The organism is Parabacteroides sp. AT13 (assembly GCF_002272965.1).
Lineage (GTDB): Bacteria > Bacteroidota > Bacteroidia > Bacteroidales > Tannerellaceae > Parabacteroides > Parabacteroides distasonis.
Window position 1 is genome coordinate 1082110 of record NZ_NQMH01000001.1, and the last position, 15764, is coordinate 1097873.

Below are 15764 nucleotides of genomic sequence, written 5' to 3' on the forward strand. Positions count from 1 at the left end.
AAACAGATTTATGATCAGATTATTTTTTGCGTTATTGAGTTTTGCTCTTTTATCATGTGGAGCCAAAGGAACCAAAGAGACAGGTAATATGCCGGAGATCAAAAAACAACCGATCGCCTCAGCTGTTCCCGATTTCAACGCAGACAGCGCTTACGCCTATGTAGCGAACCAAGTCGCTTTTGGTCCCCGTGTACCTAACACGGCGGCTCATAAAGCATGCGGGGATTACTTAGCATCTGAATTGAAGCGCTTTGGCGCCAAAGTCTACCAACAGGAAGCGATACTGACCGCCTACGACGGAACGAAGCTGGAAGCGAGAAACATCATAGGCTCGTTTGATCCGGAGAATAGTAAACGTGTTTTACTATTCGCGCATTGGGACAGCCGTCCCTATTCGGACCACGATCCCGATCCTTCCAAGCACCGGACCCCATTGGACGGGGCGGACGATGGCGGTAGCGGCGTAGGTGCCTTATTGGAGATCGCCCGCCAAATCGGACAAAAAGCCCCGGGTATCGGTATCGATATTATTTTCTTCGATGCGGAGGATTATGGTACGCCGGAATTCGTAACCGATTATACACCGGATAGCTGGTGCCTAGGTACCCAGTTCTGGGCAAAAAATCCGCATGTCCCTAATTATACGGCGGAATACGGAATCTTATTGGATATGGTGGGCGGCAAGAACGCCACGTTTTTCAAGGAGCAACAATCCTTACGTGCGGCAGCCCCGATCGTCGAGATGGTATGGAGCGCGGCCCGCGATCTGGGATATGGCAAATATTTCATTAACGCCGCAGGTGGAGCCATCACAGACGATCACCAATATGTGATTAGCGGACGTAATATCCCGAGTATCGACATCATTAACTACGACCCTGAGTCTAAAACAGGTTTCGCCAGTTATTGGCATACTCAAAAAGATAATATGGAGAATATAGACCGTGAGACTCTAAAAGCTGCCGGTCAAACCGTACTGGAAGTAATATACAATCGATAAAATACTGATAAAATGACAATCAATGAACTTCAAGACAATGTAATCGAAGAATTCTCAGTCTTCGATGATTGGATGGATAAATATGCGTTATTAATAGATCTGGGAAACTCCCTTCCCCCGCTCGATGAGAAATATAAAACGGAAAGCAACTTGATCGAGGGTTGCCAAAGCCGGGTTTGGTTCCAAGCGGATTATGCAGATGGAAAGATTATTTTCCAAGGAGAAAGCGACGCCGTGATCGTAAAAGGTATCGTATCCCTTTTGATCAATATCCTATCCGGCCATACCCCGCAGGAGATACTGGATGCCGATCTTTACTTTATCGACAAGGTAGGATTAAAAGAGCATTTATCCCCTACTCGTTCCAACGGGTTGGTAGCGATGGTGAAGCAAATGCGTCTGTACGCAATGGCTTACCGGGCAAAGGAACAACAATAAAAATAGGTGTTTTCACACGTATATAGGCACGAGCCGATACGTATATACGTGTAAGCCTACACCGATATAGGCATAGCCTCATACGTATATACGCATAAGGTTATGCCTATATACGTATTAAAAACCTAGTGTAAGCTGCTCCGGTAAAAGCGTGAATGTCTTGCGATGATAAGGCGTGATTCCGTGGGTACGAATCGCTTCCCTGTGGACCTTGGTAGGATAACCTTTATTGTCCAGCCAATGATAAGCGGGGTATTCCAAGGCCAATTCATTCATATAATCATCACGATAGGTTTTAGCCAATATAGAGGCGGCGGCGATACTCAGGTATTTGCCATCGCCTTTTACTACGGTCGTATGCGGAATATCGGGATAAGGGGTAAAACGGTTTCCATCGATCAATAAATGTTCCGGCCGTACTTTCAGTTGCTCGATCGCACGATGCATAGCCAAGAAAGAAGCCTTTAAGATATTAATCTTATCGATCTCTTCCGGACTGACGATGCCTACCGCCCAAGCGATCGCCTCACGTTCGATGACAGGACGAAGCTTATACCGTTTCTTCTCGCTTAATTGCTTGCTATCGTTTAAATCCTCATTCTTAAAATCTTCCGGAAGAATCACGGCGGCGGCGAATACCGCACCCGCCAAGCAGCCTCTTCCCGCCTCATCACACCCGGCCTCTATACGCCCGGTTTCCATATATGGTAATAACATATCCCAGTTTATTATTTATCGTATATATAGCTTTGTAGAGACGGAGCACGCCCCGTCTCTACAAGGTTGTACATTATTTTTGCTCATTCACAATCCAAGGGCGAAGCACGAACCAAGCGAATGCCGTAGCGGCGATCACCCCGCAAGTATTCGCCAAGAAATCAAACCAATCCCCACCCCGGTACGTCGTACAATATTCTTGCAATATCTCAATAATCCCACTCATAACGATCGGGCATAAAACTGCCCCGATCCAAGCATGCCATAATACCGTCTCATACTTCCGGTGATTCCGCAAGAACTCCAGCCATAGCATACCCGACATCCCCCCATACATACAGAAATGAACCACCTTGTCCACACCCGGGAATAAAGGGATATCATCCATCTTCGGCGGCTTAAAGAACGACAAGTAAATAACGACCAATATAATCGCCAGTGAAAACGGATATTTCTTAATATAATACATCATACTCAAAACATCTTCCGAACTCGTTCCACACCTGCGATGAACGTATCGATCTCCTCTTTCGTATTATAAAAGGAGAAAGACGCCCGCACCGTACCCTCGATTCCTAAGGCATGCATCAAAGGCTGGGCACAATGATGCCCTGTACGAACCGCTATTCCCAGACGGTCCAGCAACATCCCCATATCGTAATGATGGATATTACCCACCAAAAAAGAAAGCACCGCTCCTTTATGATCCGCTTGTCCAAAAATACGCATCCCTTCAATCGTATTTAATCCAGCGGTCGCATATCGTAGAAGCTCATCCTCATAAGTAGCTATATTCTCTATACCGATCCGGTCTACATACCGCAAAGCTTCCGCCAACGCCGTACTACCAATATAATCCGGAGTTCCCGCCTCGAACTTAAAGGGAAGTTCATTAAAAGTTGTCTTCTCGAACGAGACCGTAGCGATCATCTCGCCTCCTCCCTGATACGGAGGAAGTTTATCCAACCACTCCTCTTTACCATACAAGACCCCGATACCCGTCGGTCCGTAAATCTTATGCCCGGAGAAAACATAAAACTCCGCATCCAAGTCCTGCACATCCACCTTCATATGCGGAACGGCTTGAGCCCCGTCTATCAACACCGGCACGTCTTGTTCATGAGCGATCTCGATCATCGCCTTTACCGGATTCACCGTACCCAAGACATTAGACACATGAGTCACGGAAACCAAACGAGTCTTATCCGAGAATAATTTACGATACTCATCCAGATTCAACTCCCCTTTCTCATTCATCGGGATCACCTTCAACGTAATACCTTTCCGGGCCGCTTGTATCTGCCAAGGAACGATATTGGAATGATGCTCCATCACGGACACGATCACCTCATCCCCTGCCGACATACATTCATCCGTAAAGCTGGAAGCGATCAAATTAATGGATTCCGTAGTTCCCCGGGTAAAAATAATCTCATTCGAGAAACGGGCATTCAAGAAATGCTGTACCGTTTTGCGAGCCTCCTCATGCGCCTCTGTCGCCGCTTGGCTCAAGAAATGTACGCCTCGGTGGATATTAGCGTTTACGTTATAATATCCATTCTCTATCTTTTCTACCACTTGACGAGGTTTCTGGGTAGTAGCACCATTATCGAAATATATCAGCGGTTTATCGTATATCTTATGATCCAAGATCGGAAAGTCTTTTCGGATCGCTTGAACGTCTAACATAGTCTTACTTCTTTTTGTCTTAAAATTACGAGAGCCAAAGATACAAAAAAAAGGCTTTCTCGCTGAAAGAAAGCCTTTTTTATCATTACCTAACAGATATTACGCCTACACTTTATTCTCTTCTCGCACGTTTACTTTTCTCTTCCAAAGTTAAAGTACGGAGACTCTATGCGGGCGTTGTCCATCAAGACTGCCAGTTCTTTTACCTTATCGGGATATTTCTCCGCCAGATTTGTATCCTCGTGTATATCATTACTTAAATCATACAGTTCCAATATAGTCTCACCCACGATCGGTTGCCGGATTAGTTTCCATTTACCGGAGCGTAATGCTTCCCGGCCATTCAACTCGTGAAATTCCCAATATAAATAATCATGGGCCTGTTGATCTTTCTTTGATAACAAGGTTGGTAAGAAAGAGATTCCATCCGTCTTCTCGGGCAAAACCGTACCTGTAAGTTCTGCCAATGTCGGCATGACATCCCAGAATGCGCTTATATGATCCGATTGGGCTCCGGCCTTGATCGTACCCGGGCACCATGCCACCATAGGTATACGGATGCCTCCTTCATATACATCCCGTTTGATCCCCCTAAAAGGTCCGTAACTCTTGAAAAAATCGGGATCAGCTCCACCCTCATGATGCGGGCCGTTATCGCTGGTAAAAATCACGATCGTATTCTTATCCAAACCTAACTCTTTCAATTCAGCCATTACATCCCCCACGTATTTATCCAACCGGGAGACCATGGCGGCAAAGGAGGCCAAGGGCTTCTCCGAGGTGTTATAACCGCCATACACTTTATCAAACTTACCAATATAAGGAGTCTCCTCGAATGAGTTCTCGTACATCTTATAAATAGAATCATGCGGAAGATTCAATTCCGCATGAGGCAGCGTATAAGTAAGCATCGCAAAGAATGGTTGCTCCTTATGATCCCGGATGAACTTCAATGCTTGCTCATGAATCAAATCTTGTGAATATGTCTTGCAAGCATTGTTCTCGTTTTCAGGAAAAAGAACCTTCTCCTCATTATGCCATAAATGATCCGGATAGAAGGAATGCGACTGCCGTTGGCAATTATACCCATAAAACTCATCGAAGCCCATCTTATTGGGAATGGAGACAGAGCCCGGATTTCCCAATCCCCATTTACCAAAGATACCGGTCGTATAACCGGCCGATTTCATTAATTTACCCAACGTATAGGTATCCTCCCGCATCGGCTGTTGGCCTTCGGGCGTGATCTCCCGGTTTCCCCGGACTTGCGTATGTCCCGTATGCAATCCGGTCATCAAGGAGCAACGGGAAGGGGCACTCACCGTACATCCTGCATAATGCTGCGTGAACAACATTCCCTCCTTCGCCATCCGATCGATATTGGGCGTCTTGATAATCTGCTGGCCATAACAACCCACATCGCCATATCCTAAATCATCCGCTAAGATATACACAACATTCATAGGACGCTCCGGAGTTTTTTCGCAACCGGACATTCCGACAAGCAGCAATGTCCCGGATATACATAAAGTCAATTGTGTTTTCATATACCTTTAAAATAAATAGAAGTGTTAGAAACCAATTACAATCTTCTGATCCTGATTCGTAGACAAGCGGTTCGTCCGTACCTTAACCCTTCCCATACGATCCGAGGCATCGAAGTACCAGCCTTCTTGTCCGGCATTGAACGCTTCGGGGGAGATGGCAGATAGGGGCTTTTCGGCTACGGTTACGTTTGACGGGCTGGATTCTGAGCGGACATCCAATAGGTAAGTACGCTCTTGGTAACGTCCTTTATAATCTCCTTTCGCTTTCGCTATATCCACGGTGATCGTTCCTTTCTCACCTTTTGGGGAGGAAACAGAGATTAAGGTACGGGCAAACTCGCCTTTCTTATAATCACGGGTGAGACCGTCATCCTCATATAAATTGAAAGAGGTGTTTCCGTAGGGATATAAGTCCAAGGTCAAGACATCCGCAGGTTTCTCGCCTACATAATTCATATCCGGATACATCGGGATAATGGCGCCTTGACGGATAAATACCGGGCAAATATCCAGTTTAGCCTCATATTTATCCAACCACTTGCCACCCTCGTATTTCTTTCCGGTCCAATAGTCGTACCATTCTCCGGCAGGGAAGTAGATACTGTCGCGTACGTTCTTCCGGGTATATACGGGGGCAACCATCATCCACTCACCACTCATGAACTGGTATTGGGTAGTCGTATCACGGGTAACCACGTCGTCCGGGAATTCCAATACCATCGCACGAGCCATCGGTACACCGGTCATATGCGCCTCATGGCAATAGGTATAGGCGTACGGGTTCAGACGCATCTTCAGCTTTAAGAATTTACGGTTGATATCCGTGTACGGATGCCCATATACCCAAGGCTGACGGTCGGCATCTGCCCAGCCACTCATGGTCATAAAGATCGGGGTGAAGACCTTCCATTGCAAGTCGCGGGTATAGGTTTTCGGGGAACCGCCGAAGATACCGTCCACATCGCTAGTAGCGGCGTTCATAGCGGAAAGGCCGGCACCCGTGATCGTCGGGATATGGTAACGGATATAATCCCAGTTGCTCACTTGGTCACCGCTCCATACCGTAGAATACCGCTGAGTTCCGGCCCAACCGCAAACAGCCCATACGAAGCCTCGTTCGTTCGTATTGCTCTCGATCCCCTCGAATGCGGATTTACAGCCGTTCAAGGCAAACTCATAGCCTTCTCCAACCCAAGCCACATCCAATTTACACAGGCGGGTACCACATTTACCAACCTCGTAGGCGATCTTATCCACACCATTCTCTGTCCACAAGCCCGTATGGAAGCCTCGTTTACCTAATTCCGTCACAACAGAATCCAATTTCACATAGCCGCAACCATAGCCATCGTTCGGCAAGATCCAGCCACGGGGCATATCATATTCCACATATTTATCAGCAACTTGGCTGATTACGTCCGGGGTGGATTGAGGCCATCCGGTGCGCTGTTCCCCTTTGTTATAGCAGTCGGCATCTCCCATCGTAAGCATCCACATCGCCGGCATAAAAGGTTTTCCGGTGATATCCGTATAGTCGTTCAATAGGTCTTTCAAGGAAGGGCCGTAGAAGTAGAATGCGTCAAAGCGATTCTCGTTATGCGTCAACTGACTGGTGAAGCCCATCAGCTTAAAGCCATCATCATAGTTCTTGTCCAACATCTCCGTGCCGTTGAAGGCATAATGTCCCGGGGCAAACGTATTGCGGAATACGCCATATCCTTTCGTGGACATATAGAAGGGAGCCGGGTTAGAGGATTGATCCTCATCCCAACCGGTCACCTCGATATCCGCTTCCTTCCCAGCGTATGAGAAATTACCTTGTTGCATACCGCAACCGTAGAAATCCTCATCACCGCTACGGCGCATCGTTTGGGTCGTTTTTAGTCCGAAGGCAAGTGGTTCGGCCTCCTCGTAGATCACGGCACGGTTATTCTTGTCATACATGGCGAAACGAATAGGGTTCTTATAGACACGTACGACACATTGGGAAGTCGTGAACTTATAATAGCTGCCGTTGTCGGCCATGGAGACTCTCGGGTTCTTTACCCCATAATCTACAACGATCGAGTTTGCCGCCGGATTGGTATACTCCCCATCCGGTGCCAACCAGATACGGAAGATATCATCCCGGTAAAACATCAACTTAACCTTAGCGTACCCGGAGACGAACTCATATTCCGTGTTGCTGATCTTATTGAACTTCGTCAACTTACCCAAGTTCATACGGGCGGCGAACAGGTTCGCTTTTAATATGTTGTTTGACGAACGCTCATCCTTCGGGTATTGGATAGCGAACTCTATTTTATAGGAGCCCATCTGGGTTAGGTCGGTAGCAGGGAAAGCTACCTCATATTCCTCTTGTTTAGCGATCGGATGCCCGGAGGCGGTTACCGTGGCGGTTAGTTTCTGACCGTTGTTTAAAGAGGCGGTTACCGTGAAATCCTCGTCTACGGGCTGGGAGCCAACGTTCTTCAGCTTCACTTTCAACACGTCTTCCTTCGTGAACGTATTCCCGGTTTCTTGGTGTGAGGTCACTTTCTCCAAGGCCAAGTCATGCGCGAAAGGCTCTGTCAGCTCAATATCATCGACCATCCAATACCAAGAGAAGATATCCCGCCAGAAGAAACGCAAGTAGACGGTTTTCTGATTCGCGGCTACCTCGCTGATGTTGATCTCCTCGTTCACCGGGGCATGAAGCTGGGTAGCGGCGGGGATCTTATCCATCACGTTATACTCTTTCCAATTCACCCCGTCGTTGCTGACGCCTACCCAAAGGCCGGCACGTTTTCCGGTGAACCAATTATTCCAACGAAACAGGTGCTGGAATTTCAATACCACATCGTTCTTTCCCGCGCAATCGATAGCGCTGGTCTGGAAATAGCCGTTCGGGTATTCCTCCCGTTGATTCCACTTCGTGATCTCCTCCCCGGTGACTACGCCCGGCCGGAATTGCATATGATAGCCACGGCTCGTAGATGCGATGGGAGGTGCTTGTTGCTCGAACTGGAAAGAGCCGGGATAAGGCTGATCGGTTACAATCCATTCACACTTTGCCGATTTCGTTGAATCGACAATCATCCAGCCGTCGGGTAATTTCCCGGCGGAGAAATCTTCTTTCCAAAAACTTTGTTGTGCGGACAGGGAGGAAACGCAACCTGTCAGAAACATGGATACAATTAGACTTTTTATCATTTGAATTAGTTGATTAGATTTAGGCAGTAAAGATAGTCTTAATTTACGAGGGTTCGCAAACGTTCGCGTGATTTTTATTCCCTTTTCGCCGGGCGAAAGCGTGTTATTATCAATGGAATCCTTCTATCTTCGCGTATGTACAACCTTGTCATATAAATCAATAAACATATATCATGAACAGACATTTATTCTTGAGCCTTTTACTGGCCCTTTTCGCTTCCAGTACGCTTTCAGCCGATAACCTTAGAATCGAGCCGACCTTCTGGTGGAGTGGTATGAAGAACCCGGAACTCCAGCTGATGGTATACGGTAAGGATATCGCCGGATATCTCCCTAGCGTGAAATATCCCGGCGTACAGTTGAAAAGCTCGGTAGCGTTGGAAAGCCCGAATTACCTATTGATCTATCTGGACGTGGAAAACGCCAAGCCCGGCAGGTTTGATATCACGTTCACGAAGGACAAAAAGAGTTTCAATTACTCGTATGAGTTGAAGGCCCGTAAACCGAACGCCGATCGGATCAAGGGGTTTGACTCTTCCGACGTGCTTTATCTCATCATGCCGGATCGTTTCGCAAACGGAGATCCCTCGAACGATCAAATCCCGATGCGTACCTCTTATAAGGTAGACCGTAACAGCCCGAACGCCCGTCATGGGGGTGACTTGGCCGGTATCGAGCAGCATTTGGATTATATCGAGGATCTGGGCGTTACCGCTATCTGGCTGAACCCGGTATTGGAGAATGACATGGAGGGAGGCTCTTATCACGGATATGCCACGACGGATTATTATCGGGTAGACCCACGCTTCGGCACGAACGAGGATTACGTCCGCTTGATCGAGAAGACGCACGAGCGGGGCATGCGTGTCGTAATGGATATGATCTTCAACCATTGTGGAAGCGATCATCCTTGGATGAAAGATATCCCTAGCCACGACTGGTTTAATAATCTCGATAACTACGTGCAGACCAACCACGATAAAGAGGCTTATTTCGATCCTTACGTGTCGGATTATGATAAGGAGACGATGCTGAACGGTTGGTTTGTCCCGAGCATGCCGGACTTGAACCAAAAGAACCCACATGTAGCCAAATACCTTATCCAGAACTCTATCTGGTGGATCGAGTATTGCGGCGTGGATGGTATCCGTCAAGATACGTATCCGTATGCCGACGTGGACATGATGCGGAATTGGTGCACGGAGGTCATGAACGAGTATCCGGAGTATAACATCGTAGGCGAGGCGTGGATGAACTACACGATCGGTTCCGCTTATTGGCAGAAAGGCAGCCGGTTGAACTTCGGGCAGGATACCGAGCTGAAATCGGTAATGGATTTCCGCTTGATGGGTATCGCGAGCAAGGCGTTCCATGAGGAGACCGGGTATTCCGGAGGCTTGCACACGATCTTCGAGCATATGTGCTATGATTATGTATATCCCGATATCTATAACGTATTGCGTTTCTTGGAGAACCATGATACGGATCGTTTTCTTCCCTCCATGCCTAAGTCTGTCGATGATTTGTACGCGTTCAAGCAAGGGGTGACATTCTTGTTGACGATCCCCGGTATTCCCCAGCTCTATTACGGGCAGGAGTTGCTGATGAACGGCACCAAGGAGAAGGGAGACGGATATATCCGTCTGGATGTTCCCGGTGGCTGGCCCGGCGACAAGGTGAATCAATTCGAGGCATCCGGTCGCAGCGAGGTACAAAATGACGCGTGGAATTTCCTCCGCACTTTATTGAAATGGCGCAAGGGCAACGCTGTCATCGCTAAGGGCAAGATGAAGCATTTCATGGTGAACCAAGGTGTCTATGTTTACGAGCGCAGTCTGGATGGCCGGAGCGTATTGATCTTGATGAATGGCAGCGACAAGGAGGTGAACCTCCCGTTGGCCCGCTATGCGGAAGTATTGCGAGGTAAAACCTCCGGAAAAGAGATATTAACCGGAAAGGAGATTCCATTGGGAGACGAATTATCCTTGGCACCGAAAGGGATCTTCGTACTGGAAATGTGATGCCATTAGCCCCGATGATTTTTCATTCGAGGACCTATTCATAGATTACTAATAATTAAATCGGGAGGCCTTAAACCTCCCGATTTTCTTTTCATATATACTATTTTAATCGCTTTTCAAGAATCAATTGATGCCTGCATTGAATGCCGTTCTCCCAGATAGGCTCGGCATAGTTCCGTACGAAATAATCGCGATCTACGGCAACCAAGTCGAAGCCTTCCTGTTGATAAAGCATCATCGGGCCGGCGGCTGAGGTTCCGGTGCAAATACGCAAAAGCTCGACATCTTGAGCCGGAGCCCATTTATTAGATACATGCCGTAATAGTTTCCGGGCGATTCCTCGCCGACGGAAGATATCCGCCACGGCAAGATTCATGATCTCCGCCTTGCGACCCTCCTCCTTGCGAACCACGATCACGCCGGCAACGGAATTTCGTACCGTAGCGATAAAGCAATCCGAATCCTTTAGGTAAGCCTCGACTTTCTCCCGATCCGGATCGGCTTCCAGCAGTAACTCATAAGGAGGAAATAAAGCTACTTGTATCTCCGGCTCCCCGTTAGCGACGATCTCTACTATATTTCCGTCAGGATCTCGGATCACGCCCTCATAGTAACCATCCCCGGAAACGCGGGTCTCACCGGCGATCGTGTATCCATCCATCCGGAAACGTTCGATCATTTGATCCACTTGCTCCTTCTTATCCGCATGAAAGGCCAGATGAGCCAAGCCGATATGATCCTTGTCGTAAGCCTCAGTAATATCTTGCCGTTGCATGATCTCCAAGGCGGGGCCACTCTCGAAAGAGACGAAATAGGAGGCGAATCCTTTTTTCGAATTCACATATTTCTCATTACTCTTACCATTAAAATACTTTACATAGAAATCCCGTAAACGTTCCAGATGATTCGTCCATAAGGCGATGTGTGTTAACTGCATAAGTTGGAGGTTTTAATTTGTCACTGCCAAAGATATAAAAAAATCAGACATGGTTCCCTACATTATCGTCGGGATAATCCATGCCTGATTATAGTTTTCCTCTTATTCGCAATTATTTACAAATCCGGCAACCGGCGCATTTGGCCAGCTCACCGCGGAAACGTTTCTCCACCAGTTTATGCAAACGGTCTTTCAACGCCTCCAAGCGTACATGGTCGATCACGTCGGAAGTGAAAGCCACGCTCAATAGCATACGGGCCTCGTCACGCGGGATACCGCGGCTTTGCATATAGAACAAAGCGTTCTCATCTAACTGACCGGTCGTCATACCGTGCGAGCATTTTACGTCGTCCGCATAAATCTCCAGTTGCGGCTTGCTGTACATACGGGCCTCACGAGTAGCGCACAGATTACGGTTCGTCTGGTAAGCGGCGGTCTTCTGGGCATCCTCTTTCACCAAGATACGTCCGCTGAAGACACCTACGGCATGATCATTCAGTACATTCTTGAACAACTCGTTGCTGGTACAATTCGGAACCGCATGGGTAATATGGCTATAGGTATCCATCTGTTGCTCCTTGTCCAGAACGGACATACCGCATAAGGTAGACTCGGCATACTCGCCATTCAGTTCCACGTAATAATTGTTGCGAGTCAAGCCATTCGTCAACGTAATACCGTTTACCAAGACATTGGCCGAGGCCGCCTGCCTTACGTGTACGGAGGAGAAACGGGTCGTGGACACACTGCTTTCCTCCAAATCATAATAATCGAAGCGAGCGCCTTCCTCTGCGAAAATCTCAACCACTTGAGTCGCCAAGAATTTCACGTCATCGATACTATGATCGCAAACCAATAGCTTCGCTTCCGAATGAGGTTCCATAATCACCAGAACACGACGGTTCGCCATCGTATCCACATCGCTACGGAAAATATTCACCAATTGGATAGGACGCTCAACCACGACATTTTTCGGTACATACACCACGAAACCATCTTGGGCTAACATCGTATTCAATGCGATAATACCATCCTTGCTACTCGGTGCCGCCTTTCCGTAATACTTGGAAGCGATCTCCGGATATTGCTCCGTAAAAGCCTTCAACCCTCCAGCATACACGCCTTCCGGCAAATGCGCTTTTGGCAATTCCTTATCGTAAAACGTATCGTTCACTACAAAGTATAACGATGTGCTCAGGTTCGGTACGTCACAACGGAATACGTCATAAGGATTCACCGGGATAGCGACCCGGTTGATATTCAAACCGTAATCCGGAGCGAACGCTTGGGCTACATCCGTATATTTATAATCCTCGCTTCTCGTGGAGGGGAATCCGAGTCGCTCAAAGTTCGCCAAGGCCTCAGCCCTGAGGGCATTCATCACCGGCGTACTATGACGACATACCAGATCCTCACATTGGGCGAAAAGATCGATATATTGTTGCTCGGCCTTCATATTACTCATCTCCCATCTCTTTCTTGATCCAGTCGTAACCTTTCTCTTCCAGTTCCAAGGCCAATTCCGGACCGGCGGTCTTCACGATACGGCCTTTGTAAAGCACATGAACCACATCCGGCTTGATGTAATCCAGCAGACGCTGATAGTGCGTGATTACGATAGCGGCATTCTCCGGAGTCCTCAACTGGTTCACGCCATGCGCCACGATACGCAAGGCATCGATATCCAAACCACTATCCGTCTCATCCAAGATCGCCAATTTCGGCTCCAGCATCGCCATCTGGAAGATCTCGTTCCGTTTTTTCTCTCCACCGGAGAAACCTTCGTTCACGCTACGGCTGGCCAGTTTATTATCCAGCTCGACGATCGCACGTTTCTCACGCATCAATTTCAAGAAGTCCGTAGCCGAAACCGGTTCCAGACCGTTATATTTACGGTGCTCGTTCAACGCCGCACGCATAAAGTTCACCATACTAACTCCCGGGATCTCGACCGGATATTGGAAGCTCAAGAAAATACCCTCACGGCTACGATCCTCGGGAGAAAGATCCAGCAGATTCTTACCGTTGAAGATAACCTCTCCTTCCGTTACCTCAAAAGCGGGATTACCTACTAATACACTACTTAACGTACTTTTTCCAGAACCGTTCGGTCCCATGATAGCATGTACCTCACCCGCTTTCACCGACAGGTTGATACCTTTCAATATCTCTTTGCCATTTACGTTGGCATGTAAATTCTTAACCTCTAACATCTTTTCTAATTGAAAATTGAAAGTTGAAAATTGAAAATTATTCTATCCTACGCTGCCTTCCAGCGAGATCGTTAGTAATTTCTGAGCCTCGACAGCAAACTCCATCGGTAACTTATTCATTACCTCGCGGGCATATCCATTCACGATCAAACCAACAGCCTCTTCTACCGAGATACCCCGTTGCTGGCAGTAGAACAATTGCTCCTCACTGATCTTACTCGTCGTAGCCTCATGCTCCACGATCGCCGTCTCATTCTGAATATCAGCGTAAGGGAACGTATGAGCTCCACAAGTAGAGCTTAGTAACAAACTATCGCATTGGCTATGGTTTCGGGCGCCTTCCGCACGGGCGGACACCTTCACCAATCCCCGATAGCTATTCTGGCTATGACCGGCAGAGATACCCTTGGATACGATCGTACTTTTCGTATTCTTACCCAGATGAATCATCTTCGTACCCGTATCGGCCTGTTGGTAATTATTGGTCACGGCAACCGAGTAAAACTCACCTACCGAGTTATCACCCGCCAAGATACAGCTCGGATATTTCCAAGTGATCGCCGAACCGGTCTCTACTTGCGTCCAAGAGATCTTGCTACCCTCACCTTTGCACAAACCTCGTTTCGTCACGAAGTTATAGATACCGCCTTTACCTTCCTTATCACCCGGATACCAATTCTGTACGGTAGAATACTTCACCTCGGCACGCTCGTTCGCCACGATCTCCACGATAGCGGCATGCAATTGGTTCTCGTCACGCATCGGCGCCGTACATCCTTCCAGATAACTTACATACGCCTCATCGTCTGCGACAATCAAGGTACGCTCGAACTGTCCGGTATTAGCGGCATTGATACGGAAATACGTACTCAACTCCATCGGGCAACGTACGCCCTTCGGTATATAAACAAACGAACCGTCCGAGAACACGGCCGAATTCAAGGCGGCAAAGAAATTATCACGATAACCAACCACGCTGCCCAAATACTTCTGCACCAAGTCCGGATGATGTTGTACAGCCTCGCTGAACGAACAGAAAATAATCCCCTTCTCCGCGAGATTCTCCTTGAAAGTAGTCTTCACGGAAACACTATCCATCACGGCGTCTACCGCCATTCCGCTTAAATGCTTCTGTTCTTCCAAAGGAATACCCAGTTTATCGAATGTTTTCAACAACTCAGGATCTACCTCATCCAAGCTCTTTGGTCCCTCTTTTTTCTTAGGGGCGGCATAATAGATAATGTCCTGATAATCGATCGGCGGGATATTCAAGTGAGGCCATGTAGGCATCTCCAACGTCTGCCAATGGCGAAAAGCCTTCAAACGGAACTCGAGTAACCATTCCGGCTCGTTCTTCTTGGCAGAGATAATACGGACCGTCTCCTCGTCTAATCCACGATGGATCACCTCCGTATCAATATCGGTAACGAAGCCATATTTATAATCTCCGCTCGTTACCTCATTAATGATATGATTTGAATCCTGCATAATTATAAATTAACCATTGATAAAAGCCCTTCATTCTCCTAATGAAAACAAATTATGTGGGAAAATTGTTGGTACTATTTGCTTCACGCTATAATAAAAACGAGATTCTATCTTCGATTGGCGATGAATCAAGACCGATCCGCGATCCACGAACTCCAGCGCATTCAACAGCAAACTGGTAAAGACCAAAACGACCAGCAACCCGAAAAAACCCCCAAACAAATGGTTGATAACGCTCAACGGTGTCGCCCCTACCACCTTGGTAACCAGTTCACCCGCTAGGATAAATACCCCCATAATCAAGATAAAACCCGCTATATAACTCAAGATCGTAACCCCTTCTTCCGGAAACCAACCCAACGCCAAGATATATCCTTTCAGCCAAGCCGCCGCTTTCCCGCAGAAAAAGATCGCGATCACTAGGGCTATAAGCGAAACAACCTGTTTGATGATTCCATCAAACAGGCCTTTCACAAATCCTATCCCTGCCAGACATAGCAATGTAATGTCCAACCAGTTCAT

Annotated in this window: 13 protein-coding genes; 3 read left to right on the forward strand and 10 right to left on the reverse strand. The window is 47.6% G+C overall.

All coding sequences use genetic code 11. The features are described 5' to 3' along the window. Positions 1-10: 10 nt before the first annotated feature. Entirely contained in the window at positions 11-1000 is a 990-nt protein-coding gene (locus CI959_RS05050) for a M28 family peptidase (RefSeq protein ID WP_005859373.1), read from the forward strand. Between the two features lie 12 nt (positions 1001-1012). Then, positions 1013-1438, forward strand: a complete 426-nt coding sequence (locus CI959_RS05055; RefSeq protein WP_005859374.1) for a SufE family protein — start codon at positions 1013-1015, stop codon at positions 1436-1438. Between the two features lie 117 nt (positions 1439-1555). Here the strand turns inward: CI959_RS05055 and CI959_RS05060 are convergent, their stop codons facing one another. From CI959_RS05060 to CI959_RS05080, 5 genes are all read right to left on the reverse strand, one after another. Next, on the reverse strand, positions 1556-2155 hold the full coding sequence (locus CI959_RS05060) for a ribonuclease HII (RefSeq protein ID WP_005859375.1): 600 nt from the start codon (positions 2153-2155) through the stop codon (positions 1556-1558). A gap of 73 nt (positions 2156-2228) precedes the next feature. Continuing rightward, the gene (locus CI959_RS05065; RefSeq protein ID WP_010182212.1) at positions 2229-2627 is read right to left on the reverse strand and encodes a VanZ family protein; all 399 of its coding nucleotides are present in this window, start codon (positions 2625-2627) and stop codon (positions 2229-2231) included. A 2-nt stretch (positions 2628-2629) separates the two neighbouring features. After that, positions 2630-3844 (reverse strand): cysteine desulfurase, encoded by a 1215-nt coding sequence (locus tag CI959_RS05070; RefSeq protein ID WP_012056066.1) that lies wholly within the window; start codon positions 3842-3844, stop codon positions 2630-2632. Between the two features lie 131 nt (positions 3845-3975). Further along, positions 3976-5391 (reverse strand): arylsulfatase, encoded by a 1416-nt coding sequence (locus CI959_RS05075; RefSeq protein ID WP_012056065.1) that lies wholly within the window; start codon positions 5389-5391, stop codon positions 3976-3978. A gap of 24 nt (positions 5392-5415) precedes the next feature. After that, a complete protein-coding gene (locus CI959_RS05080) occupies positions 5416-8583 on the reverse strand; it encodes a TIM-barrel domain-containing protein (protein ID WP_012056064.1) in 3168 nt (1055 codons plus the stop codon). A 173-nt stretch (positions 8584-8756) separates the two neighbouring features. On the opposite strand from CI959_RS05080, the gene CI959_RS05085 reads away from it, so the two are divergent. Further along, complete coding sequence (locus CI959_RS05085) at positions 8757-10604, forward strand: glycoside hydrolase family 13 protein (protein WP_008779224.1); 1848 nt, start codon at positions 8757-8759, stop codon at positions 10602-10604. A 100-nt stretch (positions 10605-10704) separates the two neighbouring features. On the opposite strand, the gene CI959_RS05090 is transcribed toward CI959_RS05085, so the two are convergent. The 5 genes from CI959_RS05090 to CI959_RS05110 form a co-directional block, all read right to left on the reverse strand. After that, a complete protein-coding gene (locus CI959_RS05090) occupies positions 10705-11541 on the reverse strand; it encodes a GNAT family N-acetyltransferase (RefSeq protein WP_008779223.1) in 837 nt (278 codons plus the stop codon). Between the two features lie 112 nt (positions 11542-11653). Next, the gene (gene sufD / locus CI959_RS05095) at positions 11654-13006 is read right to left on the reverse strand and encodes a Fe-S cluster assembly protein SufD (RefSeq protein ID WP_008779222.1); all 1353 of its coding nucleotides are present in this window, start codon (positions 13004-13006) and stop codon (positions 11654-11656) included. Then, entirely contained in the window at positions 12999-13754 is a 756-nt protein-coding gene (gene sufC, locus CI959_RS05100; RefSeq protein ID WP_005859388.1) for a Fe-S cluster assembly ATPase SufC, read from the reverse strand. The genes sufD and sufC overlap by 8 nt, the downstream gene beginning before the upstream one ends. Positions 13755-13796: 42 nt before the next feature. After that, positions 13797-15242: a Fe-S cluster assembly protein SufB gene (gene sufB, locus CI959_RS05105; RefSeq protein WP_005859390.1), complete on the reverse strand. Its 1446-nt coding sequence runs from the start codon at positions 15240-15242 to the stop codon at positions 13797-13799. A 30-nt stretch (positions 15243-15272) separates the two neighbouring features. After that, positions 15273-15764: a CvpA family protein gene (locus CI959_RS05110; RefSeq protein ID WP_005859392.1), complete on the reverse strand. Its 492-nt coding sequence runs from the start codon at positions 15762-15764 to the stop codon at positions 15273-15275.

Excerpts from the sequence above, each read along its gene's own strand:
- CI959_RS05050 (WP_005859373.1), top strand. The coding sequence starts at position 11 with ATGATCAGATTATTTTTTGCGTTATTGAGTTTTGCTCTTTTATCATGT.
- CI959_RS05055 (WP_005859374.1), top strand. The coding sequence starts at position 1,013 with ATGACAATCAATGAACTTCAAGACAATGTAATCGAAGAATTCTCAGTC.
- CI959_RS05060 (WP_005859375.1), bottom strand. The coding sequence starts at position 2,155 with ATGTTATTACCATATATGGAAACCGGGCGTATAGAGGCCGGGTGTGAT.
- CI959_RS05065 (WP_010182212.1), bottom strand. The coding sequence starts at position 2,627 with ATGATGTATTATATTAAGAAATATCCGTTTTCACTGGCGATTATATTG.
- CI959_RS05070 (WP_012056066.1), bottom strand. The coding sequence starts at position 3,844 with ATGTTAGACGTTCAAGCGATCCGAAAAGACTTTCCGATCTTGGATCAT.
- CI959_RS05075 (WP_012056065.1), bottom strand. The coding sequence starts at position 5,391 with ATGAAAACACAATTGACTTTATGTATATCCGGGACATTGCTGCTTGTC.
- CI959_RS05080 (WP_012056064.1), bottom strand. The coding sequence starts at position 8,583 with ATGATAAAAAGTCTAATTGTATCCATGTTTCTGACAGGTTGCGTTTCC.
- CI959_RS05085 (WP_008779224.1), top strand. The coding sequence starts at position 8,757 with ATGAACAGACATTTATTCTTGAGCCTTTTACTGGCCCTTTTCGCTTCC.
- CI959_RS05090 (WP_008779223.1), bottom strand. The coding sequence starts at position 11,541 with ATGCAGTTAACACACATCGCCTTATGGACGAATCATCTGGAACGTTTA.
- sufD (WP_008779222.1), bottom strand. The coding sequence starts at position 13,006 with ATGAGTAATATGAAGGCCGAGCAACAATATATCGATCTTTTCGCCCAA.
- sufC (WP_005859388.1), bottom strand. The coding sequence starts at position 13,754 with ATGTTAGAGGTTAAGAATTTACATGCCAACGTAAATGGCAAAGAGATA.
- sufB (WP_005859390.1), bottom strand. The coding sequence starts at position 15,242 with ATGCAGGATTCAAATCATATCATTAATGAGGTAACGAGCGGAGATTAT.
- CI959_RS05110 (WP_005859392.1), bottom strand. The coding sequence starts at position 15,764 with ATGAACTGGTTGGACATTACATTGCTATGTCTGGCAGGGATAGGATTT.